Consider the following 26,171-nt stretch of genomic DNA (forward strand, 5'->3'; position numbering starts at 1 on the left):
ATGCCGAAGATGGAAAAAGGGCCGTTCATGGCGGCGGACAATGGTCGGGCGCGGCCCATCCGTCAAGGATTTTCGCTTCACCGGAGCCTTGCGCGGCGGCCGTCGGCCCGGCCCCCGCCCTGCCCCCGGCGCGACGCTGCAGTGCGACATTCGCAGATTGACCGCCCCCGCCCGACGCAGCTATGCCGGCGGCATCAAACGAGCGGGCGGCAGGCCCAGAGGCGCACCACGCCGCAGTGGAGCCGGCCGCCGTGGCTTCAACCGGAAGCGATACCTCTGCCCATGTCCATGCTTCGCGTGCTGGCCCTTGCCAGCGCCTGCCTTCTCTCGACCGCCGCGCTGGCGGATACGCGCATCTTCATCATCGACAATTCCGACGGATATGGGGTCGACGGATGCCTGGCCTCGGGCGCGCCCTGCGGCGAGCGGGTGGCCACCGCCTGGTGCCGCACCCATGACTATTCCCGCGCCCTCGACTTCGGCCGGGTGGAGAACGAGCCCCTGGCACCGGCCGCTTCCCCGGCCACCCACGCGAGCTGCGCGGGCCCCGCGTGCGCGAGCTCGGTCGCCATCACCTGCTCACGCTGAAGACGCTGGCGCCGGGCCTCATTTCAGGTAATCGGCGCAGCGCGGCACCTCACCCGAACCGCCCCACGGCATGATGGGCACGGTGGAGGTGGAGTTTTTCGGGCTGCCATCAATGAGCTTGTCAGAATAGACGAGATAGACCAGCACGTTGCGCTTGGTGTCACAGCCGCGGACGATCTGCATCTTCTTGAAGAAGAAGGAGCGGCCTTCGCGGAACACCACATCGCCCTGGTCGAACTTGCCCTTGAAGGAGATGGGGCCCACCTGCCGGCAGGCCAGGGAGATGTCCGACAGCTCCTCCGCCACGCCGAGCATGCCGGAAACGCCGCCCTTCTCCGGCGTGGTGTAATGGCAGGCCACGCCCTCCACCAGCGGATCGTCGATGCCGTAGACCGCCAGCTTGTCGTCAGGGGTCAGGAACTTCCAGACGGTGGATTTCTTGAAGATGAGATCGGGCTCGGCGGCCAGCGCGCCACCGGCGGACAGAAGAAGGCCCGCCAGAGCGAGCATCGCGGCGCGCCGCATGAAAGTCCCGTTTGCCATCATAAAGCCCCTCGGACCACGCATGGCCCCCATATGGGATGCCGCGGGCGAAAGCGGAAGCGGCGCATTCCGATTGACGGCGGCCGCGGCCCGTGACACCCCTGCCTTCCCGCCACCGCAGGACGCCCGCGAGCCCAGCCGGTTCACCCGGCCCGAGGGCCGCCCCTCGCCCAGGCGCCGGAAGGGATAAAGACGCAACCGGAGCGCGAACCGTCGCGTGCCGGCCGAAGGAGATTGTTGATGGACATGAAGCGCCGCCAATTCATGGGCGCCACGGCAGCCGTCGCCGCCAGCACGGCGGTGGCCGCGCCGGCCGTGGCCCAGAGCGCGCCCGAAGTGAAATGGCGCCTGACCTCGTCCTTCCCGCGCTCCCTCGACACCATTTACGGCACCGCCCAGATCCTCGCCCAATATGTGTCCGAGGCCACGGACGGCAAGTTCCAGATCCAGACCTTTCCGGCCGGCGAGATCGTGCCGGGGCTCCAGGCGCTGGACGCGGTTTCCACCGGCTCCGTGGAATGCGCGCACACGGCCACCTATTTCTATACGGGCAAGAACACCGCCCTGGCATTCGGCACCGGCGTGCCGTTCGGCTTCAATTCGCGCCAGCAGCACTCCTGGTGGCACTTCGGCGGCGGCGCGGAGCTGACCAATCGCATTCTTGCCGATTACAACGTCACCGCCTTTGCCGCCGGCAATTCAGGCTGCCAGATGGGCGGCTTCTTCCGCAAGGAACTCACCTCCCTCGACGACCTGAAGGGCCTCAAGTTCCGCATCGGCGGCCTTGGGGGGCAGGTGTTGGCCAAGCTGGGCGTGGTGCCCCAGCAGATCGCGCCCGGCGACGTCTATCCGGCCCTGGAGCGCGGCTCCATCGACGCCACCGAGTTCGTCGGCCCCTATGACGACGAGAAGCTCGGTCTCGTGAAGGTGGCGAAATACTACTATTATCCCGGTTGGTGGGAAGGCGGGGCCATGCTCCACCTGATCGTCAACAATGAGCGCTGGGCGGCGCTGCCCAAACACTACCAGTCCATCGTGAAGCTCGCCTGCGAGGCGGCCAATTCGTGGATGCTGGCCAAGTACGATTCGGTGAACCCGCCCGCCTTGCGCCGCCTGGTGCAGCAGGGCGCGGAGCTGCGCCCCTTCCCGCCCGCCATCATGGATGCCGGGCACAAGGCGGCGCTGGAACTCTACAAGGAGCTGGCGGCTTCCAACCCCGCCTTCAAGGAGGCGCTCGACTCCATGAACGCCATCCGCACCGACCAGCTGGTGTGGTGGCAGATCGCGGAATATGCCTTCGACAGCTTCAACATCCGCAACCGAGGCAAGAGCTGACGCGGCGCTCAAACCGGCGTGAAGGCCGCCTCGCCTGCGAGCCCCCGACCCAGGGGCGCCAGGGCGTTGCACGAAGCGCGCGCGGATGCGTGGCGGGGGCGGATTCCACAGTTTGGTCACCATTTGAAACGCGCGGCGGGCTATAGACGAGCCATCAGGCGGCTTACGCCCGCGGCATCGACTGACCTTGAGAAGGCTGAGGATGGGATTTTCGCGACGCTTGGGCGCCATCGCCCGTGGGCTTCTGGTGGCTGCCGCCCTGCCAGCCGGCGCGGCGGGCGCGTGGGCGCAGCAAAGCTCCACCTGCGCCCAGCTCGAGGCCTCCCTTTCCTCCCTTGACCGGGGTGCCGATTCCTGGGCCTCCCGGCAGGCCCAGGCGTCCAAGCTCCGCAGCGACCTGGAGCGCTACACCGCCCAGGCCCGCAACATGGGATGCGACGCCCCCCGCGGCTTCCTCATCTTCCAGAATCCCGGCCGTCCGCCCCAGTGCGACCAGATCGACGACCAGATCTCGCGGCTGCGGTCCTCCATCGCCGGGCTCGAGCGCGGCGGCAGCTCCGATCAGGCCGGCCAGCGCCGCGCGCTCATTCTCGCGCTCGCCCAGAACAATTGCGGCTCGCAATACACCGCCGCCGTGCGCTCGGCGTCGCCGTCCCAGCAGCCCCAACGCCCCCGCAACTTCCTCGAGGCCATTTTCGGCGCGCCGGTGCAGAGCGATTCCGACGAGGGCGCGCCGGATGTGGACCTGAACGCGGTGGCCCCGGCCAGCAAGTCCACTGGCGGCGGCTCGCGCACCGTGTGCGTGCGCATGTGCGACGGCTATTATTTCCCGTTGTCGCGCTCCTCCAACTCCAACCGCTATGCGTCCGAGGACGCGCTCTGCAAGCGGCTGTGCCCCAACGCGGATGCCCAGCTCTTCACCCTTTCGGGTGACGACATCCGCAATGCATACAGCGTTTCCGGCCAGTCCTACATGTCCACGCCGAACGCCCTGCGCTACCGCAAGGAGCTGGTTTCCTCCTGCACCTGCCGGGCGCCGGGTCAGTCCTGGGCGCAGGCGCTCGCGGGCATCGAGGACGAGACCACCCTTCAGAAGGGCGACATCCTGGTGACCGAAGAGCAGGCCCGCGAGATGTCGCAGCCCAAGCCAGTGGACTCAGCTCCCGGCGCGAAGGGCAAGAGCGCCAGCACCGCGCCGGCCACAGCCACCGATGCCGGCCCCGCCGGCAGCGCGGCGGCCAACGTCTCGGCGCCCATGGCCCCCGCCTCCGAGCAGCCCGGCCAGCGGCCCGTCCGCATCATTCCCCTGCCCCGCTCGCAGAACGCGCAGCAGCAGTAGGCGGCTGGCCCCTCCGGCCCGCATGATTCTCGCAGCGGGGCCAGGGATGCGGAGCGCTCTGGAGGCCGACGGCTTCCGGCACCCTGGATCCAGCGCGACCCGCGCGCGCACTGGCTCTCGGCGGGGTGGCGATGGGGCGTCGGGCCCTCAACAGTGCCGGCCCACGACACGACCTGCTTCCGCGCGGTGTCCCCCTCAGGCCGCAGATGCGCGCGCCACGGCATCGGCGACGCGCGCCATGCCCCCGATGCTCTCAAGGTCGCGCGAGCCCTCTTTCCCGCCTCTCTTCCCCGCCCACGGGGTGGCCGTCTTGCGCGCCGCGATCAGCCATTCAGGCACGCGGCCACGCACTCACACCCCTTGAGCGGCAGCAGGCTCGCCAGCTCGTGGCCGGTGTCAGGGTGCGATGGATCGCAAGGGCCCAGTTTCACCCCGTCCGACGCGCGCCGTGCGGCCGATGCTCTCAAGGTCGCGCGAGCCCTCGCCCCTCTCCCCGCCACGGAGCGGCCGTCTTCCGCGCCGCGGTCAGCCGGCCTGCCCATTCAGGCGCGCGGCCACGCGCTCACGCCCCATGAGCGGCAGCAGGCTCGCCAGCTCGGGGCCGGTGTCGCGGCCCGTCAGGGCGCGGCGGATGGGGTGGAACAGCGCCTTCCCGGCACGCCCGCTCTGCGCCTTCACCGATTTGATCCACGCGCCATAGGTGGCACCATCCCAAGGCTCCGGCGGCAGCAGGGCGGCCGCAGCGTCTAGGAATGTCTGATCGTCAGGCTCGACGACGGCCTCCTGCGGCAGCGAACACACCGCCCACCAAGCCGCCGCATCGGCAAAAGTGGAGAGGTTTCCGCGCACCGCCAGCCAGAACGCCTCGCCGCCCTCGATGCCTGCCGCAGCGAGCCGCGACGCGACGGCCTCATAAGGCAAACCATGAAGAGTGCGGGCGGTGAGGCTGGTCACGTCATGGGGGTCGAACCGCGCCGGCGCGCGGGAAATGTGAGCGAGATCCACCATGCCCGCCAGCTCGTCCAGGCTCCCCACCGGCTGCAGCGCGTGGGAGGTGCCCACCAGCACCGCCGCGGCGGCCACAGCCAGGGCCTCCTCCCCCGCCTCGCGCAAGGCCCGCAGCGAGAGGTGGCCGAGCCGCTTCGACAGCCCCTCCCCGCTGGGCAGGGTCAGGAGATTGTGGTGGGCGAAACAGGGCGCGCGGCCGCCCAGGGCTTCCATGATCTCGATCTGCACCGCGGTGTTGGTCACATGGTCCTCGCCGCGCACCACCATCGTGACACCCATGGCGAGGTCGTCCACCACCGAAGGCAGGGTGTAAAGGAAGCTGCCATCTGCTCGCACCAGGACGGGATCCGAAAGGCTCTCCGTGTCCACCTGCTGGGGCCCGCGCACGGCATCGTCCCACGACACGGTGCGGTGATCGAGACGGAAGCGCCAATGGGGCCTGCGCCCCTGCGCCTCCAGCTCGGCGCGCTGGACCTCAGTCAGCGCAAGGGCCGCGCGGTCATAGACGGGTGGCAGGCCGCGCGCACGCTGCAGGCGGCGTTTCAGCTCCAGCTCGTCCTCGGTTTCATAGGCCGGGTAGAGCCGGCCGGCGGCCCTTAGGCGCGCGGCCGCGTCCTCATACAGAGCGAGGCGCTCGGACTGGCGATAGAGCGCATCCGGCTCGATGCCCAGCCACGTGAGATCCTCGCCGATGGCATCCGCGAACTCGACGCGCGAGCGCGCGCTATCGGTGTCGTCCAGGCGAAGGATGAACGTGCCGTGGCCGCGACGGGCCAGCAGGGCATTGAGCAGCGCGGTGCGGGCATTGCCCACATGCAGCAGCCCGGTGGGGGAAGGCGCGAAGCGCAACACGGGCTGAGCCGGCTCTGCAGCCGAGGGGGAAGCGGCAGGTACCGCGATGTCGGAAGGGGCGCGATCGGACATGGGCAGGGGCATAGACCGATGCGCACGCTCCGTCGATGCCCGCGATTACGCTTTTCAACGCGGCGCCGATCAATGGCGCGAAAAGAGGAGGAACCGGGCGGCCGAAGCCGCCCGGTTCCCTTAGCAATCACGGACGCTGCGGCGGGCAATTGGGCCCGTTGCACTGAGGCTTGTTGCCCCGCTGCTGCTGCGGCTGTTGCTGGCGTTGCTGCTGACGCTGTTGCTGCTGCATCTGCTGTTGCTGGCGCTGCTGTTGCTGCATCTGCTGCTGCTGACGCTGTTGCTGCTGCATCTGCTGTTGCTGACGTTGCTGCTGCTGCATCTGCTGCTGCTGGCGCTGCTGTTGCTGCATCTGCTGCTGCTGACGTTGCTGCTGCTGCATCTGCTGTTGCTGGCGCTGCTGTTGCTGCATCTGCGGCTGCTGACGTTGCTGCTGCTGCATCTGCTGTTGCTGGCGCTGCTGCTGTTGCATCTGCTGCTGGCGCTGCTGTTGCTGCATCTGCGGCTGCTGACGTTGCTGCTGCATCTGCTGTTGCGGCGGACGTTGAGCGCCAGGCTGCGTGCCAGGAGCACCCGGTGCCGGACGCCCGGGAGCACCAGGCTGAGCACCCGGAGCGCCGGGAGCCGGACGCCCAGGAGCGCCAGGCTGAACGCCCGGAGCGCCGGGAGCCGGACGCACGGGAGCGCCAGGCTGAACGCCAGGAGCGCCGGGAGCCGGACGCCCAGGAGCACCAGGCTGAACGCCAGGGGCCCCGGGAGCCGGACGCACGGGAGCACCAGGCTGAACGCCAGGAGCGCCGGGAGCCGGACGCACGGGCGCGCCAGGCTGAACGCCAGGAGCGCCGGGAGCCGGACGCCCAGGAGCACCAGGCTGAACGCCAGGAGCGCCGGGAGCCGGACGCCCAGGAGCACCAGGCTGAACGCCCGGAGCGCCGGGAGCCGGACGCCCAGGAGCACCAGGCTGAACGCCCGGAGCGCCGGGAGCCGGACGCCCAGGAGCACCAGGCTGAACGCCCGGAGCGCCGGGAGCCGGACGCACGGGAGCACCAGGCTGAACGCCCGGGGCACCGGGGACCACCGGCTGCACACCGGGAGCGCCCGGCACAGGCCGCACGGGTGCCCCAGGGGCAACGATAGGCCCACCGGGAGGCGGCGGCACGGCCGGCACCTTGATCGGTCCACTCGGAGCCACGGGCGTGATCGAATTCAGCGGCGCACCCGGCACCGGCGGAACCACCTTCACCGGCGCCACTCCGGGCGGAGGCGTGATGACCTTGACCGGAGCCACTCCCGGCGGGGGCGTGATCACCTTCACCGGCGCACCGGGGACGACGCCAGGCATCGGCGCAGGGCCCGGCATCACGCCCGGACCAGGCATCACACCGGGACCCGGCATCGGACGGGGCATGGGGCCCGGTCCCGGCGGCGGGAGCGGAGGCGGCGGGGGACGGTGCCACCCACCGGGAGGCGGCGGCGGCGGCATGTTCGGCGGCGGCACGTAATTGCTGCGCCACCAGCCCGGCGGACGCGGCCCGGGCGGCGGCGGACGCCAGCCCGGACGGGGCGGCGGAGCATAGGCCTCCCAGCGATAGCGATCATTGTACCAGGGCTGGTTCACATAATACGGCCGATTGACGTAGTTGCGATTCCAGTAATCGGCAGCGGCGAACGCCACGATTGGAATGCCGATGGCGGCCAATCCCAGGTCCGGCACCACCTCGACCCGGCGCTCGGCCACGGGCACGCCCACTGCGGCGGGCGCCTCATAACCGAGATATTCGCTGTAAACCCAGCCGCGATAGCCATTCCAATCCACATCGCACCAGGATTCATCCTGCAGGCAGCCCTCGATCTCGACGGGCGAACCTTCGGGGATGACACCCAGGGACGGAAACTGCGTGTCAGGGCCGGTGCGGATATTCACATTCGCCGTGGAGAATCCCGGCGCGGCCGCCTTTGCCACCCCCCCGATGCCCGCCACTGCCAAGCCGGCGACCATGCCGGCAAGTCTCAGCATCTTCATGGAGCACTCCCTTGAGCGCCTTCGAGTACGGCAAGGCCGGACGGAGGGCGCCAGACTCAATCATTTGGAGCAGCCCGCGTGATCCCGCGTGAAGGCGGTGCCACCGGCGACTCGGTCCAGTCGACGCACGCACTGTAAACGCCCCGTCATGGCGTTTCATGTGCGAAGGCGAGGCCTTTCACGAGCGAGAGCGCGGCCGAATTGCGTCACGAGATGGTGAACGGAATGATATCGCGCACATTCTCATCAATGCGGATGTCCCGGTCGAGGGGCGGAAACGCGCGCAGCTCGCAATCCGGCCGCGGGCAGATGCGGCACGAAACGCCCAGCGGCGCCACCGGTGCCGCCTTCAGGTCCAGACCGTCCGCATACACCATGTCATGGGCAAAAGAGACCTCGCAGCCGAGCCCCAGGGCAAAGGCGCGCACCGGCCCGCCATGGCGCAGCGGCGGCGCATTCACCGCCCGGGCCAGACAGATGTAGCGCACGCCATCCGGCATTTCCCCCAGCTGAACGAGGGTGCGGCCCGGCATCTCGAAGGCCTCATGCACGTTCCAGGCGGCGCAGGCCCCGCCATGGCGCGCGAACTGGAAGCGGGTCGCGGAATGCCGCTTGGTGATGTTGCCCGCCCGATCCACCTTGGCGAAATAGAAGGGCACGCCCTTCGCGCCCGGCCGCTGCAGGGTGGACAGGCGGTGGCACACCTGCTCCAGGCTCGCGCCCGTCTCCAGCACCAGCCGGTCGAGATCATGCCGCAGCGAGCGAGCGAGATCGAGGAAGCGGCGATAGGGCAGCATCATCGCCCCGGCGAAATAATTGAACAGCGCGAGACGGCAGATTTCGGCCGCCGTCTGGCTGCGAAAACGGGCGGAAGCCACTGTTTCCGCCACCAGATCGGCATGTTCAAGCTGGGCGATGGTGGCGGCCATGCGGAACGCGCGCGCGGGCATGGACAGCACGCCCGAAAGGGTCAGCCGGCGCAGGCGCGGGTCATATTGGGAGATCGGAGCGGCCGGGTCCGCGTGGCCCAGCTCCACCGTCACCCCATGGCGATGGGCCAGGTGGCCGGCAAAGGCGCCCGCCGGGTCGGCCCGATCGAGCACGCCCAGGGCCAGCGCCGTCACCTCCGCCGCGCGGTCCAGGCTGTCCACGTAATTGTCGATGTAATGGAAAAAGTCGCGCACTTCCTCATAGGGAATGAGCTTCGCCTCGTCGGCCCGAGGGGGAACGCCGGCGGTCAGCATATCGTCCAGCGAGGCCCGCCACTCAGCCGTGCGCCGCAGCGCCACATGCATGCGCAGGAAGGCGTGGGCGAAGGCCGGGGAAAGATTGGCCACCGCCTTCACATCCTGAAGGCCCAGGCCCAGGTCACTGAACAAGGGGTCGGCCGTCACCTCGCGCAGGTCCGCCACCAGCCGGTCCAGGTCCTCGGCCCCGAAAGTGGTGATGTCCACCGCGAAAGTGCGCGAAATGGCGATGAGCACGGAGGCCGTGAGCGGGCGCTGGTTGCTCTCGATCTGATTCACATAAGAGGGGGAAACCCCCAGCCGCTGGGCGAGCTCGCTCTGCTTGAGCCCAAGCTTTTCGCGCAGGCGGCGAACCGCATGGCCGGCATAAACCTTCTGACGCAACCGACCCCTCCCCCGCGCGGCGTTCGACACATCGCATTTGTGAAGCCTTCACAAATCACAACACAAAACTTTTACACATTCAAATCCCTTGAGAGTGCTGTTAGCCACCTGAGCGGCACACGCCGGTCAGGGCATCGAAGGAAGGCGCGGAAACCGTGCTTTTCTTCGCGCCGGCCGCCGTTACACTTCAGTCCTATACAAACCCGCTAAAGGGGGGCGTCGCATGAAGGAAATCCTTGAAGAGCTGGAAAGCCGGCGTGAAATCGCCCGCCTGGGTGGCGGCGAGCGTCGCATCAAGGCCCAGCACGCCCGCGGCAAGCTCACCGCCCGCGAGCGCATCGAGCTCTTGCTCGATCGTGGCACGTTCGAGGAATACGACACCTTCGTTCAGCATCGCTGCGTCGATTTCGGCATGGAGGACCAGAAGGTCCCCGGCGACGGCGTGGTGACCGGCTGGGGCACCGTGAACGGCCGCAAGGTTTTCGTGTTCGCCAAGGACTTCACGGTGTTCGGCGGCTCGCTCTCCGAGGAGCACGCCCGCAAGATCACCAAGATCCAGGACATGGCGCTGAAGACCCGCGCCCCCATCATCGGCCTGTTCGATGCCGGCGGCGCCCGCATCCAGGAAGGCGTGGCGGCGCTGGGCGGCTATGGCGAGGTGTTCAAGCGCAACGTGCTTGCCTCGGGCGTCATCCCGCAGATCTCCCTCATCATGGGCCCGTGCGCGGGCGGCGACGTCTATTCGCCGGCCATGACCGACTTCATCTTCATGGTCCGCGACACCTCCTACATGTTCGTGACCGGCCCGGACGTGGTGAAGACTGTCACCAACGAGACCGTCACCTCCGAGGAGCTGGGTGGCGCCAAGGTGCACACCTCCAAGTCCTCGGTGGCGGACGGCTCGTTCGAGAACGATGTCGAGATGCTGCTGGAGTGCCGCCGGCTCATCGACTTCCTGCCCTCCAACAACCAGGAAGGCGTGCCGCAGTGGCCCTCCTTCGACGATCCCGGCCGCTATGACGAGAGCCTGGACACCCTGGTTCCGGACAATCCCAACAAGCCCTACGACATCAAGGAACTGATCCTGAAGGTCGTGGACGAGGGCGATTTCTTCGAGATCCAGGCCGCCTACGCCAAGAACATCGTCACCGGCTTCGGCCGCATCGAGGGGCGCACGGTGGGCTTTGTGGCCAACCAGCCCATGGTGCTGGCGGGCGTGCTTGATTCGGATGCCTCCCGCAAGGCGGCCCGCTTCGTGCGCTTTTGCGACGCGTTCGAGATCCCGATCGTCACCTTCGTGGACGTGCCCGGCTTCCTGCCCGGCACCGCGCAGGAATATGGCGGCCTCATCAAGCACGGCGCCAAGCTGCTGTTCGCCTATTCCCAGGCCACCGTGCCGCTGGTCACCGTCATCACCCGCAAGGCCTTCGGCGGCGCTTACGACGTGATGGCCTCCAAGCATGTGGGCGCCGACGTCAACTACGCCTGGCCTACCGCTCAGATCGCGGTGATGGGCGCCAAGGGCGCGGTGGAGATCATCTTCCGGGCCGACATGGACGATCCGGAGAAGATCGCCGCCCAGACCAAGAATTACGAGCAGCGCTTCCTGTCGCCCTTCGTGGCGGCGGAGCGGGGCTTCGTGGACGAGGTCATCATGCCCCATTCGACCCGGCGCCGCCTTGCCCGCGCGCTCGCCATGCTGCGCACCAAGAAGCTGGAGCAGCCCCACCGCAAGCACGACAACGTGCCGCTCTGAGCGGCTGGGACTGATTTAAAGGCCCTTCCCACCAAGCTCGCCCTCCCCTCCCAAGCCCTCCCCTGAAAGCAGGAGAGGGACTTGGCATGGGGGTCAGGCGAAAGCCCTCTCCCGCCTGCGGGGGAGGGTTGGGAGGGGGAACCGCTCCTTAAGATTTTCAGCGCCCATGCCACCGGCGCTTCAAGGAACCGCACGCTATGTTCTCGAAAATCCTGATCGCGAACCGAGGCGAGATCGCCTGCCGCGTCATCAAGACGGCGCGCAAGATGGGCATCAAGACCGTGGCCGTCTATTCCGAGGCGGACAAGGATGCCCTGCATGTGGAGATGGCGGACGAGGCCGTCTTCATCGGCCCGCCGCCGGCCGCCCAGTCCTACCTCATCGCCGAAAAGATCGTGGAAGCCTGCATGCTGACCCACGCCGAGGCGGTGCATCCCGGCTACGGCTTCCTCTCCGAGCGCGCCGCCTTCCCCAAGCTGCTCGCCGAGCACGGCATCGTCTTCATCGGCCCGAACCCCCATGCCATCGAGGCCATGGGCGACAAGATCGAGTCCAAGAAGGCGGCCGCCGCGGCCAAGGTCTCCACCGTTCCCGGCTATCTGGGCGTCATCGAGAGCGGTGAGCAGGCGGCCAAGATCGCCGATGAGATCGGTTATCCGGTGATGATCAAGGCCTCCGCCGGCGGCGGCGGCAAGGGCATGCGCATCGCCCATTCCCGCTCGGAAGTGCAGGACGGCTTCGACCGCGCCCGCTCGGAGGCCAAGTCGTCCTTCGGCGATGATCGCGTGTTCGTGGAAAAGTTCATCGTCGATCCCCGCCACATCGAGATCCAGGTGCTGGGCGACAAGCACGGCAACGTGATCTATCTGGGTGAACGCGAATGCTCCATCCAGCGTCGTAACCAGAAGGTGGTCGAGGAAGCCCCCTCCCCGCTGCTGGACGAGGCCACCCGCAAGAAGATGGGCGAGCAGGCCGTGGCCCTCGCCAAGGCGGTGGGCTATGACAGCGCCGGCACGGTGGAGTTCGTCGCCGGCCAGGACAAGAGCTTCTACTTCCTGGAGATGAACACCCGCCTGCAGGTGGAACATCCGGTGACCGAGCTCATCACCGGCATCGACCTCGTGGAGCAGATGATCCGCGTCGCCGCCGGCGAGCCCCTCTCCGTCACCCAGGACGACGTGAAGCTGACCGGCTGGGCGGTGGAAAGCCGCATCTATGCGGAAGACCCCTACCGCAACTTCCTGCCCTCCACTGGCCGCCTCGTGCGCTACCGGCCCCCGGCGGAAGGCAAGACCGGCCCCATCACCGTGCGCAACGACACGGGCGTCTATGAGGGCGGCGAAATCTCGCTCTTCTACGATCCCATGATCGCCAAGCTCGTGACCCACGCGCCCACCCGCGCCATGGCCATCGAGGCCCAGGCGGATGCGCTCGACGCCTTCGCCATCGACGGCATCGGCCACAACATTCCCTTCCTCTCGGCCCTGATGGCGCACCAGCGCTGGCAGGATGGCCGCCTCTCCACCGGCTTCATCGCCGAAGAGTATCCGGACGGCTTCCATCCCCGCGTGCCGGAAGGCGAGATCGTCCACACCCTGTCTTCGGTGGCGGCGGTGATCGACCACATCCAGAATGCCCGCAAGCGGCAGATCTCGGGCCAGACCTCCGGCGTGCCGGTGAGCTTCGCCAAGCGCCGCATCGTCACCCTCGCCACCGGTGAGCACGTCGTCTCCACCGCCTGCGAAGTGGAAGACGTGGACGGCGGCTACAAGGTCCAGATCTTCGACGCGGAGGGCAATCCCGGCCACGCGCACGTGCTGCGCTCCGGCTGGAAGCCCGGTGATCCGGTGTGGACCGGCACCATCGATGCCGACCAGGCCACCATGCAGGTGCGCCCCATCTCCAACGGCGTGGCGCTGGCCCATCGCGGCGTCGCCACCAAGGCGCGGGTCTATACGGAGTTCTCCGCCTCCCTCGCGGCCCTGATGCCGAAGAAGGAAGCCGCGGGCGGCGGCAAGGAGCTCTTGTGCCCCATGCCGGGCCTCGTGGTGTCCATCGCCGTCACCCCCGGCCAGGAGGTGAAGAACGGCGAGATTCTCGCCATCGTCGAAGCCATGAAGATGGAAAACGTGCTGCGCGCCGAGCGCGACGGCATGATCAAGGCGGTTCACGCCAAGCCCGGCGACAGCCTCGCCGTGGATGCGGTGATCCTGGAATTCGCCTGATGATCGCGGCGCGCGGGGCCATTCCTTCCATGCGCCTGCGCGCCGTCATGCCCGGGCTCGTCCCGGGCCCCCACGCCCCGAGGCCCGGCCTGCGCCGGTCCTTGGGCATCCTGTCTTTCTGCGCCCACGACCGGGACAAGACCGGATCGGCGCGCTACCTTCGGTCGGCCCTCCCGCGGAAGGACGTCTGACCTATGCGCCTGCTCTCCCATCTCCTGAAGCGGTTCGTGGACAAGGGCCGCCTCACGGTCATCACTGCTGACGGCACGCGCCACGTGTTCGGCTCGGGCGAAGGTGGTCCCTCCGTCACGGTGCGCATGCATGACCGGAAAGTGGAGAAGGAACTTTTCTTCAACCCCGAGCTCGCCGCCGCCGAGGCCTTCATGGATGGCCGCCTCACCTTTGAGGACGGGGCGGGCGTGTTCGACCTGCTCTACCTGTTCTCCGTCAACCGAAAGGGGCTCGGCAGCCATCCGGTGCAGCAGGCCCTGCGGCAGGCGTGGCGCTCGGTGCGCCGCTTCCAGCAGGCCAACCCCATCGGCAAGGCGAAGGAAAACGTCTCCAGCCATTACGACCATCCGGCCGCCTTCTACCGGCTGTGGCTGGATGAGACCATGACCTATTCCTGCGCCTATTTCCGCGAGCCGGAAGAGCCGCTCGCCGATGCCCAGCGCAACAAGTTCCGCCACATCGCCGCCAAGTTGAAGATCACGCCCGGGATGCGGGTGGCGGAGATCGGCTCGGGCTGGGGCGCGCTCGCCATCTACATGGCCAAGGAATGCGGTGCGAAAGTCACCGCCATTAATGTCTCGCCCGAGCAGCTGGCGGAAAGCCGCCGGCTGGCCGAAGCCGCGGGCGTCGCCGCCAGCATCGATTTTCGCGAGGTGGATTATCGCCAGTTGAAGGGCAAGTTCGACCGTGTGGTCTCCATCGGCATGATGGAGCATGTGGGCGTCGCCCATTATGACGAATACTTCACCACTATCCGCAATCTTCTGAACGAGGGCGGCTTTGCTCTGGTGCACGCCATCGGCCGCATGTCGCCGCCCGGCACCACGGCGCCCTTCATCCGCAAATATATCTTCCCTGGTGGCTATGTGCCTGCCTTGTCGGAAGTGTTCGCCTCAACCGAGCGCACCCACCTGTGGGTGGACGATTGCGAGGTGCTGCGGCTGCATTATTACTGGACCATCCGCGCGTGGCGGCGAAACTTCATGGCCAAGCGCGCGGAGGTGGATGCCATGATGGGCGAGCGCTTCGGCCGCATGTGGGAATTCTACCTCGCGGCCGTGGAACTGGGCTTCCTGCACGGCTCCAACATGGTGTTCCAGCTCCTGCTCTCGGAAAAGCGGGACGATGTACCGGTGCTGCGCGATTACATGATCGACGCGGAACGCGCCCTCGCCACCCAGGAGGCGCGCTGATGGGCGCCCTCCCGCTCCCCTCTTGCCCGATGCGGCCCGCGACAGCGGAGCGGCACGGGGGCCAATCTTCCTGGCGCGCACCGCGCGGCGCTTTTCGCCGACCCGCGAGCCGCCACACCTCAAACTTCTTGCCTTCGGAGGCTCAGCCATGACCACCCTGCCCTTCGCCACCGACCTGCCGACCGTGACCCGCGAGGACTGGCTGAAGCTGCTGGAGGGCGTGCTCAAGGGCGTGCCCTACGACAAGAAGATGGTGACCCCCACCTACGAGGGTCTCGCGCTGGACGCCCTGCCGCCGCGCAAGCCGGCCGCCCCCATCCTGGCGGGCCGCGCCGCCGCCGCACCGTGGACCATCTCCATGCGGGTGGACCAGCCTGACCTGACGGCGTCCAACGCCCAGGCGCTGGAGGATCTGGACGGCGGGGCTTCTGGCCTCTCGCTGGTGTTCGCCATCTCGCCCCAGTCCTACGGCTTCGGCCTGCCCAACGGCGCCGATCTCGATGCCGTCCTGAAGGGCGTGATGCTCGACCTTATCGAGACCCGCCTGGAGCTGGGCGGCTTCACGGGCCGCGAAAATGCCCTCGCCTTCGCCGCTCTGGCGGAAACGCGCGGGCTCGACCCCAAGGCGGTGAAGGTTTCGTTCGGCCTCAATCCCATGGGCAGCTTCGCCCTCATGGGTCATCTGCCCATGAGCTGGTCGGACCTGGCCAAGCGATTCTGCGAGACCTCCGCGACCCTGGCGGACAAAGGCTTTGCCGGCACCATCGCCCGCGCGGAAGGCTCCATCTTCCACGAGGCGGGCGCCTCGGACGCCCAGGAGCTGGCGGCGGTGCTGGCCACCGCCGTGGCCTACCTGAAGATCTACACCAATGCCGGCGTGCCGCTGGAGGAAGCCGCGCGCCGCATCGAGGTGTCGCTGGTGGCGGACGTGAACCAGACCGCGACCATCGCCAAGTTCCGCGCCATCCGCCTGCTGTGGGGCGCCGTGCTGCGCGAGTGCGGCCTGCCCGCCAAGCCGCTCACCGTGCATGGCACCACCGCGTGGCGCTCCATGACCCGGCGCGACCCCTATGTGAACCTGCTGCGCGCCACCGTGGCGGCGTTCGCGGCCGGCGTCGGCGGGGCGGACAGCGTCACCGTGCTGCCCTTCACCCAGACGCTGGGCCTGCCGGATGCCTTCGCCCGCCGCCTCGCCCGCAACACCCAGGTGATGCTGCTCGAGGAATCCAATGTGCACCGCGTGGCCGACCCTGCCGCCGGCGCTGGCGCGGTGGAAGCCCACACCGACGGGCTGGCTGAAAAGGCCTGGGACCTGTTCCGCACCATCGAGCATCGTGGCGGCCTCATCGACGTTCTGACCGATCGCTGGCTCCAGGGCGAGATTGCCGAAGTGAAGGCCCGCCGCGACAAGGATGTGGCCACCCGCAAGGCGCCCATCACCGGCACTTCGGAATTCCCCATCCTCGTGCAGGAGATGCCGGAAGTGCTCGCGCCCCTGCCGGCGGCGGCCCCTGTCGCCGATGGCGCCCTGGGCTCCTACCGCACCGCCGAGCCCTTCGAGGACCTGCGTGACAAGGCTGAGGCCGCCGCCCCCAAGGTGTTCCTCGCAACTCTTGGCCCGGTCGCAGCCTTCACCGCCCGTGCCACCTTCGCCAAGAACTTCTTCGAGGCTGGCGGCATCAGCGCCGCGGTGCCGGACGGCTTCGCCGATCTCGACGCCCTGGTGGCCGCCTTCAAGGCCGCCGGCACGCCCTTCGCCTGCCTTGCCTCCTCCGACGAGGTCTATGGCACCGACGCCGCTGCGGCGGCCAAGGCCCTCAAGGCGGCCGGTGCCGGCGCGGTCTGGCTGGCGGGCAAGCCCACCGCCATCGAGGCGGAGCTGAAGGCAGCGGGCGTGGATGGCTTCATCTTCGTCGGCTGCAACGTGCTGGAAACGCTGGCCGCCGCCCAGGCGGCCGCCGGCCTGAAGTGAGGGTGGCGAACGTGGCGCCGGCGCTTGCTGCCGCCTCACGATACCGGAGGGCTCACGGTCCCCGGCGCTTCGGAGGCACGACATCCCTCCTGCCGGCCCTTGCCGCGAGCTTTGTGCTCACGGTTCCCGCCGCCGCGGCCTCCCGCCACGACGGAACCTGGGATGTGCGTACCGCCCCCGAAGGTGGCGCTTGCGACAGCACTTTCGACTTCAAGCTGAAAGTGAAGGGTGGCAAAGTCACTTCTGCGGGCTTTTGGCCGGTGAAGGCCACTGGAGGCATCAACAAGCTCGGCGTGGTGAACATGACTCTCGCCCACGGCCACCAGCGCGTCGTCGCGAAGGGGCTGGTGGAAGGTGACGCCGCCTCCGGGGATTGGACCTCGCCGAAGCCGAAATGCTCCGGCTTCTCGTTCGCCAAGCGCGCTTAGGCGCGCCACGGTTCGCCAAATGCGCGATCGCGCGCATCACGATTTCAAGGCCGGCTCGCGGCCCATCTCGCGAGCTGAAAGACAAGCCGACGCATTCAAGGGGATAGAACCATGAGCCAGATCCCGAACTTCGCCGCCATCGACTGGCGCGCCCCCGACGTGGCGCAGCCTTCGAGCGACGCCCCCGCCTGGACCACGCCCGAGGGCATCGACGTCAAGCCTCTGTACGGCCCCGCCGACATTGCGGACTTGAGCTATATCGACACCTATCCCGGCATCGCACCGTTCCTGCGCGGGCCCTATGCGGGCATGTATGCCACCCAGCCCTGGACCATCCGCCAATATGCGGGCTTCTCCACGGCCGAGGATTCCAACGCCTTCTACCGGCGCAACCTCGCCGCCGGCCAGAAGGGCCTTTCCGTCGCCTTCGACCTCGCCACCCACCGTGGCTATGACTCCGACCATCCGCGCGTCGCCGGCGACGTGGGCATGGCGGGCGTGGCCATCGACTCCATCTACGACATGCGCACCCTGTTCTCGGGCATTCCGCTGGACCAGATGAGCGTGTCCATGACCATGAACGGCGCGGTTCTGCCCGTCCTCGCGCTCTATGTGGTGGCGGCAGAAGAACAGGGGGTGCACCACGACCAGCTTTCCGGCACCATTCAGAATGATATTCTGAAAGAATTCATGGTGCGGAACACCTACATCTATCCGCCCGCACCCTCCATGCGCATCATCTCGGACATTTTCGCCTATACGTCGAAGGAGATGCCGCGCTTCAACTCCATCTCCATTTCCGGCTACCACATGCAGGAGGCCGGCGCGACCCAGGACCTGGAGCTGGCCTACACCCTGGCGGACGGCGTGGAATATGGCCGCGCCGGCATCGCCGCCGGTCTCGGCATCGACAAGTTTGCGCCGCGCCTGTCGTTCTTCTGGGCCATCGGCATGAACTTTTTCATGGAAGTGGCCAAGCTGCGCGCTGCGCGCCTGCTGTGGACCCGCCTGATGAGCGACCTCGGGGCCAAGAACCCGAAGTCGCTGCCTTTGCGCACCCATTCGCAGACCTCCGGCTGGTCGCTCACCGCCCAGGACGTGTTCAATAATGTGATGCGCACGGCCATCGAGGCGATGGCGGCGACCCAGGGCCAGACCCAGTCCCTGCACACCAATGCCCTGGACGAGGCGCTGGCCCTGCCCACCGACTTCTCCGCCCGCATCGCCCGCAACACCCAGATCATGCTGCAGCAGGAGAGCGGCACCACCCGGCAGATCGACCTGTGGGGCGGCTCCTTCTATGTTGAGAAGCTGACCTATGACCTCGCCGCCAAGGCCTGGGCCCACATTCAGGAGGTAGAGGCGCTGGGCGGCATGGCCAAGGCCATCGAGGCGGGCATTCCCAAGCTGCGCATCGAGGAGGCCGCGGCCACCACCCAGGCCCGCATCGACGGCGGTGCGCAGACCGTGGTGGGCGTGAACAAGTTCAAGCCCGAGAAAGACAAGATCATCGACGTGCTGAAGGTGGAAAACGCCGCCGTGCGCGCCGCCCAGATCGAAAAGCTCCAGCGCCTGCGCGCCGAGCGCAATCCGGCCGAAGTGGAATCCGCCCTGACCGCCCTCACCAATGGCGCGGCCGCCAACGGCAACCTTCTGGAGCTCGCCATCAATGCGGCCCGGGTGAAGGCCACCGTGGGCGAAATTTCCGACGCGCTGGAGAAGGTGTTCGGCCGCCATCGCGCCGAGATCCGCGCCATTTCCGGCGTCTACAAGCGGGAGGCATCCGCCATGACGGACAAGGTCGGCAAGGTGCAGAAGCTGGTGGAAGCGTTCGAAACCGCAGAAGGCCGGCGCCCACGCATTCTGGTGGCCAAGGTGGGCCAGGACGGCCATGACCGCGGCCAGAAGGTGATCGCCTCCGCCTTCGCCGATCTCGGCTTCGACGTGGATATCGGCCCGCTCTTCGCCACCCCCGAGGAAGCCGCCCGCCAGGCGGTGGAGAATGACGTGCACGTGGTGGGCATCTCCTCCCTCGCCGCCGGCCATCTCACCCTGGTGCCGGCGCTGAAGAAGGCGCTGGAGGCGGAAGGGCGCGGCGACATCATGGTGGTGGTGGGCGGCGTGGTGCCCCCGCAGGACTATCAGGCCCTCAAGGACTTCGGCGCGGAGGCCATCTTCCCGCCCGGCACCGTGATCGCCGATGCCGCCACCGAGCTGCTGCAGACCCTCTCCCACCGCCTGGGCCACAATTTGGAAGCGGCGGAGTGAGCACCCCTTCGTCCGGTGGCGGAAGCATCGCCGCCACCGGAGCACCTGTATTCGCTCGGCCCGGGTCCACCCTGCGCATTCTGGAACCGGCCCCGCATGTGCTGGCCTTCTATGACGGCCGCATCGCGGGCACGCGCCTGCACAGCGCTGCGGAGAACTGGCTCGACGATGGCGCCTATACGCTCGGCATCGCCTCCTATGCGGTCATCGATGGGGAAGAGGCGCTGGTCTACGACCCGCACATCTCGCTCATCCACGCCCGCCTCATCCGTGAGTCCCTGGAGGCCCGGGGGGTGCGACGGCTACGGCTGGTGCTGAGCCACTGGCACGACGACCATGTGGCGGGCAATGCGGTGTTCGCCGATGGCGAGATCATCGCCAGCGCTGAAACCGCCGAGCTGCTGACAGCCCACCGGGCGCGGCTGGAACGCGGCGACCCGCCCATCAAACCTCTGGTCATGCCCAACCACATCTTCCACGGGCGCCTGGACATTCAGGTCGGCCGCATTCCGGTGCAGCTCCATCACCTGGACATCCACAGCCGCGACGGCGTGGTGGCCCTGCTGCCCGACGGCGTGCTTCTGGCCGGAGACACGCTGGAAGACCCCATCACCTATGTGGACGAGGCCGACCGGCTTGCGATCCACCTTCGCAATCTTGATGCCCTCGCGGCCCTGGGCGCGACGCGCATCCTGCCCAATCACGGCGCACCGGAGGTGATCGCGGCCAGCGGCTATGGGCCGGAGCTGATCGAGGCCACCCGCCTTTATGTGGAACAGCTGCTGCGCGTGAAGACCGAGCCCGAGCTGGCGACGCAGGACCTGCGCACCTTCGCCGCCGCAGCATTCGCCACCGGCGCCATCACTTATTTCGAGCCCTATGAGGCAGTGCACCGGCGCAATGTTGCCGCCGTTCTGGAGCGCGGGTAAGGGACAGCGAAGAGGAAGCTCTTGCTGGCCTCAAGCCTCAGGGGGAATGCCCGTGCCGGATTAAACCGCGGCATCTCTTCGAGCGCTCGCGAGCCGGGCGGCCACCGCTCGGCGTGCAGAAAATGCGTCAACTCAATGACTTGGACTTCTCTTTGCTTCGCTGAAGCAAAGACAGCGCTGGCGCCCCATTCCACAGCTGCGCTGGACAGCGGCGCCAGCTCCGAGCCACCCGATTGCGCCGCGCACGCAACCGCCTCTTCCCTCAATGCGAGCTGCCTGTCGTGCGTTGGCACGGCCGAGCCGCCGTCGGCACTCAGCCGGCCCGCGACAGGCCCCGGCCAGTGCGGCCGGCGCCCAGAACGGCTTCGGCCTTGGAAACAATGGCATCCGCATCAAGGCCCGCCTCGGCGAGCTGGCGCGCCTGGCTGTCCTGGTCGATATAGATATCGGGCAGCGCCATGGAGCGCACCTTCAGATCGCCATGGTCGAGCATGCCCTCGTCGGTCAGCAGCTGGAGCACGTGGCTGCCGAAGCCGCCAACCGCCCCCTCTTCCACAGTGAGCAGCACCTTGTGGCCGGCAGCCAAACGCAGCAGCAGATCACGATCTAGCGGCTTGGCGAAGCGGGCATCGGCCACGCTCACCTTGAAGCCCTGCGCCTCCAACCGTTCGGCCGCCTTCAGGCACTCGCCAAGGCGCGTGCCCAGCGACAGAAGGGCAATGTCGCCCTCGCCTGAGCCTGAAACCAGCCGTCCCTTGCCGATGGGCAGCACTTCCCCACGATCCGGCCGCTCCACGCCCACGCCTTCCCCACGCGGGAAGCGTATGGCACAGGGGCCTTCATCATAGGCCACGGCGGTGGCGACCATATGGGTCAGCTCCGCCTCGTCCGCCGGCGCCATCAGCACCATGCCCGGCAGACAGGCCAGGAAAGCAACATCGAAGGCGCCCGCATGGGTGGCCCCGTCCGCCCCCACGAGGCCCGCGCGATCGATAATGAAGCGCACCGGCAGGCCCTGCAGGGCGACGTCATGCACCACCTGGTCGTAGCCGCGCTGGAGGAAGGTGGAGTAGATGGCGCAGAACGGCTTGAAGCCCTCGGTCGCAAGCCCGGCCGCAAACGTTACCGCATGCTGCTCGGCGATGCCGACATCGAAGGTGCGGGCGGGATGTGTCTGTCCGAACAGGTCCAGCCCCGTTCCCGAGGGCATGGCGGCGGTAATGGCCACCACTTTCTCGTCACGCCCGGCCTCCGCGATCAGGCTTTCGGCGAACACGCGGGTGTAGGAAGGCGCGTTGGACTTCGCCTTCTGCTGCGTGCCGGTGAGGACGTCGAACTTGACGACACCGTGATACTTGTCGGCGCTGGCCTCGGCCGGGGCGTAGCCCTTGCCTTTCTGGGTCACCACGTGGACCAGGATCGGTCCGCGCTTGGCGTCGCGCACATTCCGCAGCACCGGCAGCAGGTGGTCGAGATTGTGCCCGTCGATGGGGCCCACATAATAGAAGCCCAGCTCCTCGAACAGGGTGCCACCGGTCCAAAAGCCGCGCGCGAACTCCTCCGCACGCTGGGCGCCGCGCTCCACGAACTTGGGCAGGCGGCCGGCGAGCTGCTTGCCGATCTCCCGCAGCGACAGATAGGTCTGCCCGGAAATGAGCCGCGCCAGATAGGCCGACATGGCCCCCGTTGGAGGCGCGATGGACATGTCGTTGTCGTTGAGGATGACGATGAGGCGCGAATCCATGGCGCCCGCATTGTTCATGGCCTCATAGGCCATGCCGGCGGACATGGCGCCGTCGCCGATCACGCACACCACATTGCGGTCCCCGCCCGAAAGGTCCCGCGCCACCGCCATGCCGAGCCCGGCCGAGATGGAGGTGGAGGAATGGGCCGCGCCGAACGGGTCGTAGACGCTCTCCGAGCGCTTGGTGAAGCCGGAAAGGCCACCGCCCTGGCGCAGGGTGCGGATGCGGTCGCGCCGGCCGGTGAGAATCTTGTGGGGATAGCACTGGTGCCCCACGTCCCAGATGAGCCGGTCGTGGGGGGTGTTGAAGACGTGATGCAGCGCAACCGTCAGCTCCACCACGCCAAGGCCCGCGCCCAAATGCCCGCCAGTGACGGACACCGCATCGATGGTCTCCGCGCGCAGTTCGGCCGCAAGCTGGGAGAGCTTCTCCTGGGGCAGGCGCCGCACGTCGGCGGCATCCTTGATGGTATCGAGCAACGGGGTCTTCAAAGACGTCACGGAACCACTCCGCGCCGGACCCGCCGGCGACAAGCGAGGCTTACACAGGGAAATGATACGGCGCAACGCGCGGCATTAACCATTAGACCTGTGGCCTGCGCAACTTCTCGTGCCCCCATGAGGCGGCTTCAAGGCGCGCGAGCCCCGGCCACACCGGCGCTCGCCAGCTTCGCGCCGCGGTTCAGAAGGCCAGCAGGGCAGCCGCCCGCAGGCCCAGCGACCCCAGATGCAGCTGCACCTCATCGGGCTCGAAGCCATATTGGGCCAGATGCCCGCGCCAGTCCTTCAGGTCGACGCCCGAGGGATTGTCGCGCAGCAGCTGGACCTTCACGAAGGGCAAGCCCGCGGCATTGAGGCGGCGCCAGTCCTTCATGGTGGGGTTGTCCTTATTGCGAGGGGCATAGAAGACATCCACACGATTGCCGGCGGCTTCCAGCGCGCTTTCCAGCTTCACCTCGTAGGAGCGGATCACCTCGTCCTTGTCGACCAGGGCCCGGACGGAGTCGAAAAAGGCGCGGGTCTGCCGGCGGGCCAGGGCTCCGGACTTCAGGACGAAGAAATAGCTTTGGAAATGAGGCTCGATCTGGTTGGAGCCGGTCGCCGCGACCACGTCGGCGGTGCTGGCCTTCACATAGTCCGCGAACGCCGGGAACAGGCCCGGAGAGTGATAGACGCTGTCGTTCGCGAACCAGAGGGCGGAGGTCTCCCACAGCCACGGCCACAGCCGCAGCACGGCGGTCCAGGCGGCGAAGTCGAGGCCATGATTTTCCCGCACCACCACCGCATCGACGACATCCGGCCCGGGGTCCTCGCAGCACAGGTCCGTGCGCTCGGTGGTGGCGATCAGCACCACGCGACAACCGGTGGCCCGCAGGCTTCGGGCGTAGCTGACCAGATGCGGCCACAGCCGGCCGTCGGGGCTGTAGGTCACCAGCAGGCACACCGGCCCCGGCCCCTCCGAAAGGGGGCGCCGCACCACGCAGCGCTGGGCCTCTACCTCGGTATCCTCGGTGTAGAGCGGGGCCGAGGCTGAACGGGGCATCATCCCAAGCAGGGTGAGAACCTTGCGAAGGTTTCGCTGCGGATTGCGATGCACCAGGATCTTGCCGGCGGCGGTCAAAAGATGACGGGCCACACGACGGCGATCGATAACGAGCTCTTGCCCGGATGTGCGATCAAGGGTCATTTCGAATCACTTCAAGGTTGGCACGGGGATCTGGTCGAATAAGCCGCGCAACTTGCCGGCCCGTACCGCGACCCGATGGGGATTGATGAGCAATCCAGCCAGAAGGCAGCCCCCGAGGAGCTTCAGCGCCATGCCGGCGATACCGCGTCCGCGCCCGTATTTCGTGCGGACATAGCGCTCGGATTGCTGCTTGAACCGGTTGATGGCGAAGGTCTGGGCGAAACTCGGCGTGGATGAGCCGCCGCCGCTGTGAACCGCCTGCGCAGCAGCAACGACGGTGATCGGCATGCGCCGCGCGCGGGCGCGCAGGGAAAGATCATCGTCTTCATGATAAAGAAAGATGGCCTCGTCGAACCCGCCCAGGGAGAGGAAGGAGGCCCGCGCCATCATGAAGGCGGCGCCGTGGAGGAAGCCGGTGCAGTAGTCGCCGGCAATCTCCCCCGCCTTTAGCCGGGCGCGGCGCGGCACCTGGTCTAGAATGGTACCCTGCTTGCGCATCAGCCGACCATTGTCGCCGATGATGACGGGCATGAGGATGGCCTCGTCGCCATAAATGCGCGCGGCCGCGAACAGCTGATCCACCGCATCGGGAGCAAGCGCCGCGTCGGGATTGAGGAACATCACATAGGGCGTGGCCGCCCGTTGCGCACCGGCATTGCAGGCGGCGCCAAAGCCGGCATTGCGCCCCATGTCCACCACCTCGGCCGGACGGGGAAGGCTCGCGCGCCACGGCGTGCCCTCAGGGCTCGCATTGTCAACAATGATCACGTCGCAGCCATCGGGCACGCTCGCGACCGCGCGTGCAATGACGGCGCCGCTGTTATAGGTCACGAACACCACTGTAAGCCGCGGCGTGCCGACGTTAGGTGTGGCGGACAATGGACGGCCTCGGTTCTGAGCCGGCGACATTCCACAAGGCGAGACCACCGGCCGGGCATTTCCTTGCCCTTTCCCCGCCTTGAACACAAGCCTTCGCTGCCCGCCGGCGTCCCGCGCCCCAACCGGGCCGAGCTGGTTTACCGCTTAACAAAACGTAAAAATCCTCTAGAAGGCGCCCGCATGCGGGACGGTTCCAGCAGGCGCGAAATGCGCCGGCACTTCTTTTTCGCGGCGGGGTACCACCCCATGACCGTCGACGACCATTTCCGGGTGTTTGGCCGCGAGCTCAAGCGGTTCGGCTCCGTGTGGTCGGTCGAGACGCGCTGCCTCGACGCGGCCCCGCAGGCGACCCCCACGGGCGCCCTCTGGCGGGCGCGGGCCGCCGGCCCCGGCTGGGAAACACAGGCCAATTTCGAGATCCTGGCCTGGGATGATCTCGCCCGCGCCGACATGGAGCGCTCGGCATGGTCCCACCTCAAGGGCCAGATCAAAACGATCGCCGACATGATCACGAGCGGCACGCTGGCCCGCTATTTCCGCTCCAGCCGGCGCTACGGCATCTTCTTTCTCCTCACCTATTTGATGCTGGCCGCGCTGTGGGGCACCGCGCTCGCGCTCGGGCTGGAGGTGGGGCGAGCGCTGGTGCCGCTCATGGGGACCATGGGGGCCACGGTTGCGGGTGGAGCGCTGGCCCTCGCCTGCGGGCTGCTGCTGATGCGCTGGCCCGGTCGGCGGCTGCACCTGAAGCAATCCCTCGACCTCGCTGAATTCTCGGTGGATTTCGCCCATGGCCGCCATCCGGAGGTGGATGCGCGGGTGGCCGCCTTCGCCCGGCGCATCGCCGATGTGGCGGCGCAGGACGATGTGGATGAGGTGGTTGTCGCCGGCCACAGCCTGGGCGCCATGCATGCCATCTGCGCCCTGGCGGCGGCGGTGGAGGCGGACCCGGCCTTCGGCCAAAAGGTGCCGGTGCGGCTGCTGACCCTTGGCAGCACCACCGCCAAGTTCGCGCTGCATCCGGCTGGGGAAAGGCTGCGCCGGGCGGCGGCTCGGCTGGCGGCGGCGCCCGCCATCGGCTGGCTCGAAATCCAGTCCCGCGACGATATCGTGAGCTTCTACAAGGTGAACCCCGTCACGCTGGAACGGGCAACGATGGTGGCCCACAACCTGCGGCCGGGGGATTTCTCCACCCGTCCCCTGCTGCGCCATGTGCCCATCCGCGACATGATCACCCCCGCCACCTACCGCCGTTTCCAGCTGGACGTGATGCGGCTGCACTGCCAGTGCTTCCTGGCCGGCGACAAGCGGGCACCGCACGATTTCTATGCTTATGTGTGCGCGCCGGTGCGCTTCGATGCCCTGGCGGCGGACACCGGCGGCCTTCTGGCCTATCTGAACGAGGGCGGCCAGCTGCGGCCCTCCGCTCAGGGCCCGGCCCCGCGAGCTTCCTCGAACCCCTGAGAGCGTG

At 67.7% G+C, this 26,171-nt stretch carries 18 protein-coding genes and 1 pseudogene; 11 read left to right on the forward strand and 8 right to left on the reverse strand.

What is annotated here, in order from left to right; genetic code table 11:
• Positions 1-282 precede the first annotated feature (282 nt).
• Complete coding sequence (locus V5F26_RS17840; RefSeq protein ID WP_394055555.1) at positions 283-588, forward strand: hypothetical protein; 306 nt, start codon at positions 283-285, stop codon at positions 586-588.
• A gap of 18 nt (positions 589-606) precedes the next feature.
• Here the strand turns inward: V5F26_RS17840 and V5F26_RS17845 are convergent, their stop codons facing one another.
• Entirely contained in the window at positions 607-1,113 is a 507-nt protein-coding gene (locus tag V5F26_RS17845) for a CreA family protein (protein WP_394947197.1), read from the reverse strand.
• Positions 1,114-1,377: 264 nt separating this feature from the next.
• Between V5F26_RS17845 and V5F26_RS17850 the strand changes: the two genes are divergently transcribed.
• Together V5F26_RS17850 and V5F26_RS17855 are read left to right on the forward strand one after the other, a co-directional pair.
• On the forward strand, positions 1,378-2,466 hold the full coding sequence (locus tag V5F26_RS17850) for a TRAP transporter substrate-binding protein (protein ID WP_234051930.1): 1,089 nt from the start codon (positions 1,378-1,380) through the stop codon (positions 2,464-2,466).
• 202 nt (positions 2,467-2,668) lie between these two features.
• Positions 2,669-3,805, forward strand: coding sequence for a DUF2865 domain-containing protein (locus tag V5F26_RS17855; protein ID WP_394055558.1), 1,137 nt, complete (start codon positions 2,669-2,671; stop codon positions 3,803-3,805).
• Positions 3,806-4,330: 525 nt separating this feature from the next.
• On the opposite strand, the gene V5F26_RS17860 is transcribed toward V5F26_RS17855, so the two are convergent.
• The 4 genes and pseudogenes from V5F26_RS17860 to V5F26_RS17875 form a co-directional block, all read right to left on the reverse strand.
• On the reverse strand, positions 4,331-5,737 hold the full coding sequence (locus V5F26_RS17860; RefSeq protein ID WP_394947196.1) for a glutamate--tRNA ligase: 1,407 nt from the start codon (positions 5,735-5,737) through the stop codon (positions 4,331-4,333).
• A 127-nt stretch (positions 5,738-5,864) separates the two neighbouring features.
• On the reverse strand, positions 5,865-6,263 hold the full coding sequence (locus tag V5F26_RS17865) for a hypothetical protein (RefSeq protein WP_509210564.1): 399 nt from the start codon (positions 6,261-6,263) through the stop codon (positions 5,865-5,867).
• Positions 6,264-7,520: 1,257 nt separating this feature from the next.
• Positions 7,521-7,760: pseudogene (locus V5F26_RS17870) on the reverse strand (SH3 domain-containing protein); the annotation flags it as partial.
• Positions 7,761-7,966: 206 nt separating this feature from the next.
• On the reverse strand, positions 7,967-9,391 hold the full coding sequence (locus tag V5F26_RS17875) for a short-chain fatty acyl-CoA regulator family protein (RefSeq protein WP_234051857.1): 1,425 nt from the start codon (positions 9,389-9,391) through the stop codon (positions 7,967-7,969).
• Between the two features lie 223 nt (positions 9,392-9,614).
• Here V5F26_RS17875 and V5F26_RS17880 point away from each other — a divergent pair, with 223 nt between their 5' ends.
• The 7 genes from V5F26_RS17880 to V5F26_RS17910 all read left to right on the forward strand — a co-directional run bounded on the left by V5F26_RS17880 (position 9,615) and on the right by V5F26_RS17910 (position 20,393).
• A complete protein-coding gene (locus V5F26_RS17880) occupies positions 9,615-11,147 on the forward strand; it encodes an acyl-CoA carboxylase subunit beta (protein ID WP_234051856.1) in 1,533 nt (510 codons plus the stop codon).
• A 197-nt stretch (positions 11,148-11,344) separates the two neighbouring features.
• Positions 11,345-13,372, forward strand: a complete 2,028-nt coding sequence (locus V5F26_RS17885) for an acetyl-CoA carboxylase biotin carboxylase subunit (RefSeq protein ID WP_394947193.1) — start codon at positions 11,345-11,347, stop codon at positions 13,370-13,372.
• A gap of 194 nt (positions 13,373-13,566) precedes the next feature.
• Entirely contained in the window at positions 13,567-14,796 is a 1,230-nt protein-coding gene (locus V5F26_RS17890; protein WP_394947192.1) for a class I SAM-dependent methyltransferase, read from the forward strand.
• A 148-nt stretch (positions 14,797-14,944) separates the two neighbouring features.
• Positions 14,945-16,768: a methylmalonyl-CoA mutase family protein gene (locus tag V5F26_RS17895; RefSeq protein ID WP_394947191.1), complete on the forward strand. Its 1,824-nt coding sequence runs from the start codon at positions 14,945-14,947 to the stop codon at positions 16,766-16,768.
• A gap of 164 nt (positions 16,769-16,932) precedes the next feature.
• Entirely contained in the window at positions 16,933-17,196 is a 264-nt protein-coding gene (locus V5F26_RS17900) for a hypothetical protein (protein WP_394947190.1), read from the forward strand.
• Positions 17,197-17,307: 111 nt separating this feature from the next.
• Positions 17,308-19,464, forward strand: coding sequence for a methylmalonyl-CoA mutase (gene scpA / locus V5F26_RS17905; RefSeq protein WP_394947189.1), 2,157 nt, complete (start codon positions 17,308-17,310; stop codon positions 19,462-19,464).
• Positions 19,465-19,490: 26 nt separating this feature from the next.
• Positions 19,491-20,393, forward strand: a complete 903-nt coding sequence (locus tag V5F26_RS17910) for an MBL fold metallo-hydrolase (protein WP_394947404.1) — start codon at positions 19,491-19,493, stop codon at positions 20,391-20,393.
• A gap of 313 nt (positions 20,394-20,706) precedes the next feature.
• On the opposite strand, the gene dxs is transcribed toward V5F26_RS17910, so the two are convergent.
• The 3 genes from dxs to V5F26_RS17925 form a co-directional block, all read right to left on the reverse strand.
• Positions 20,707-22,638 (reverse strand): 1-deoxy-D-xylulose-5-phosphate synthase, encoded by a 1,932-nt coding sequence (gene dxs / locus V5F26_RS17915; protein ID WP_234051850.1) that lies wholly within the window; start codon positions 22,636-22,638, stop codon positions 20,707-20,709.
• Positions 22,639-22,819: 181 nt separating this feature from the next.
• Positions 22,820-23,824, reverse strand: coding sequence for a rhamnan synthesis F family protein (locus tag V5F26_RS17920; protein WP_394947188.1), 1,005 nt, complete (start codon positions 23,822-23,824; stop codon positions 22,820-22,822).
• Positions 23,825-23,830: 6 nt separating this feature from the next.
• On the reverse strand, positions 23,831-24,703 hold the full coding sequence (locus V5F26_RS17925) for a glycosyltransferase family 2 protein (RefSeq protein ID WP_394947187.1): 873 nt from the start codon (positions 24,701-24,703) through the stop codon (positions 23,831-23,833).
• 246 nt (positions 24,704-24,949) lie between these two features.
• Between V5F26_RS17925 and V5F26_RS17930 the strand changes: the two genes are divergently transcribed.
• Complete coding sequence (locus V5F26_RS17930) at positions 24,950-26,164, forward strand: RBBP9/YdeN family alpha/beta hydrolase (RefSeq protein ID WP_394947186.1); 1,215 nt, start codon at positions 24,950-24,952, stop codon at positions 26,162-26,164.
• The last annotated feature ends 7 nt before the right edge of the window (positions 26,165-26,171 follow it).

This window comes from Xanthobacter variabilis (assembly GCF_043831965.2).
GTDB lineage: Bacteria > Pseudomonadota > Alphaproteobacteria > Rhizobiales > Xanthobacteraceae > Xanthobacter.

What these genes read in the sequence shown, in the direction of transcription:
- V5F26_RS17840 (WP_394055555.1), top strand. Translation starts at nt 283, where the DNA reads ATGTCCATGCTTCGCGTGCTGGCCCTTGCCAGCGCCTGCCTTCTCTCG.
- V5F26_RS17845 (WP_394947197.1), bottom strand. Translation starts at nt 1,113, where the DNA reads ATGCGGCGCGCCGCGATGCTCGCTCTGGCGGGCCTTCTTCTGTCCGCC.
- V5F26_RS17850 (WP_234051930.1), top strand. Translation starts at nt 1,378, where the DNA reads ATGAAGCGCCGCCAATTCATGGGCGCCACGGCAGCCGTCGCCGCCAGC.
- V5F26_RS17855 (WP_394055558.1), top strand. Translation starts at nt 2,669, where the DNA reads ATGGGATTTTCGCGACGCTTGGGCGCCATCGCCCGTGGGCTTCTGGTG.
- V5F26_RS17860 (WP_394947196.1), bottom strand. Translation starts at nt 5,737, where the DNA reads ATGTCCGATCGCGCCCCTTCCGACATCGCGGTACCTGCCGCTTCCCCC.
- V5F26_RS17865 (WP_509210564.1), bottom strand. Translation starts at nt 6,263, where the DNA reads ATGCAGCAGCAACGTCAGCAGCCGCAGATGCAGCAACAGCAGCGCCAG.
- V5F26_RS17880 (WP_234051856.1), top strand. Translation starts at nt 9,615, where the DNA reads ATGAAGGAAATCCTTGAAGAGCTGGAAAGCCGGCGTGAAATCGCCCGC.
- V5F26_RS17885 (WP_394947193.1), top strand. Translation starts at nt 11,345, where the DNA reads ATGTTCTCGAAAATCCTGATCGCGAACCGAGGCGAGATCGCCTGCCGC.
- V5F26_RS17890 (WP_394947192.1), top strand. Translation starts at nt 13,567, where the DNA reads ATGCGCCTGCTCTCCCATCTCCTGAAGCGGTTCGTGGACAAGGGCCGC.
- V5F26_RS17895 (WP_394947191.1), top strand. Translation starts at nt 14,945, where the DNA reads ATGACCACCCTGCCCTTCGCCACCGACCTGCCGACCGTGACCCGCGAG.
- scpA (WP_394947189.1), top strand. Translation starts at nt 17,308, where the DNA reads ATGAGCCAGATCCCGAACTTCGCCGCCATCGACTGGCGCGCCCCCGAC.
- V5F26_RS17920 (WP_394947188.1), bottom strand. Translation starts at nt 23,824, where the DNA reads ATGACCCTTGATCGCACATCCGGGCAAGAGCTCGTTATCGATCGCCGT.
- V5F26_RS17930 (WP_394947186.1), top strand. Translation starts at nt 24,950, where the DNA reads ATGACCGTCGACGACCATTTCCGGGTGTTTGGCCGCGAGCTCAAGCGG.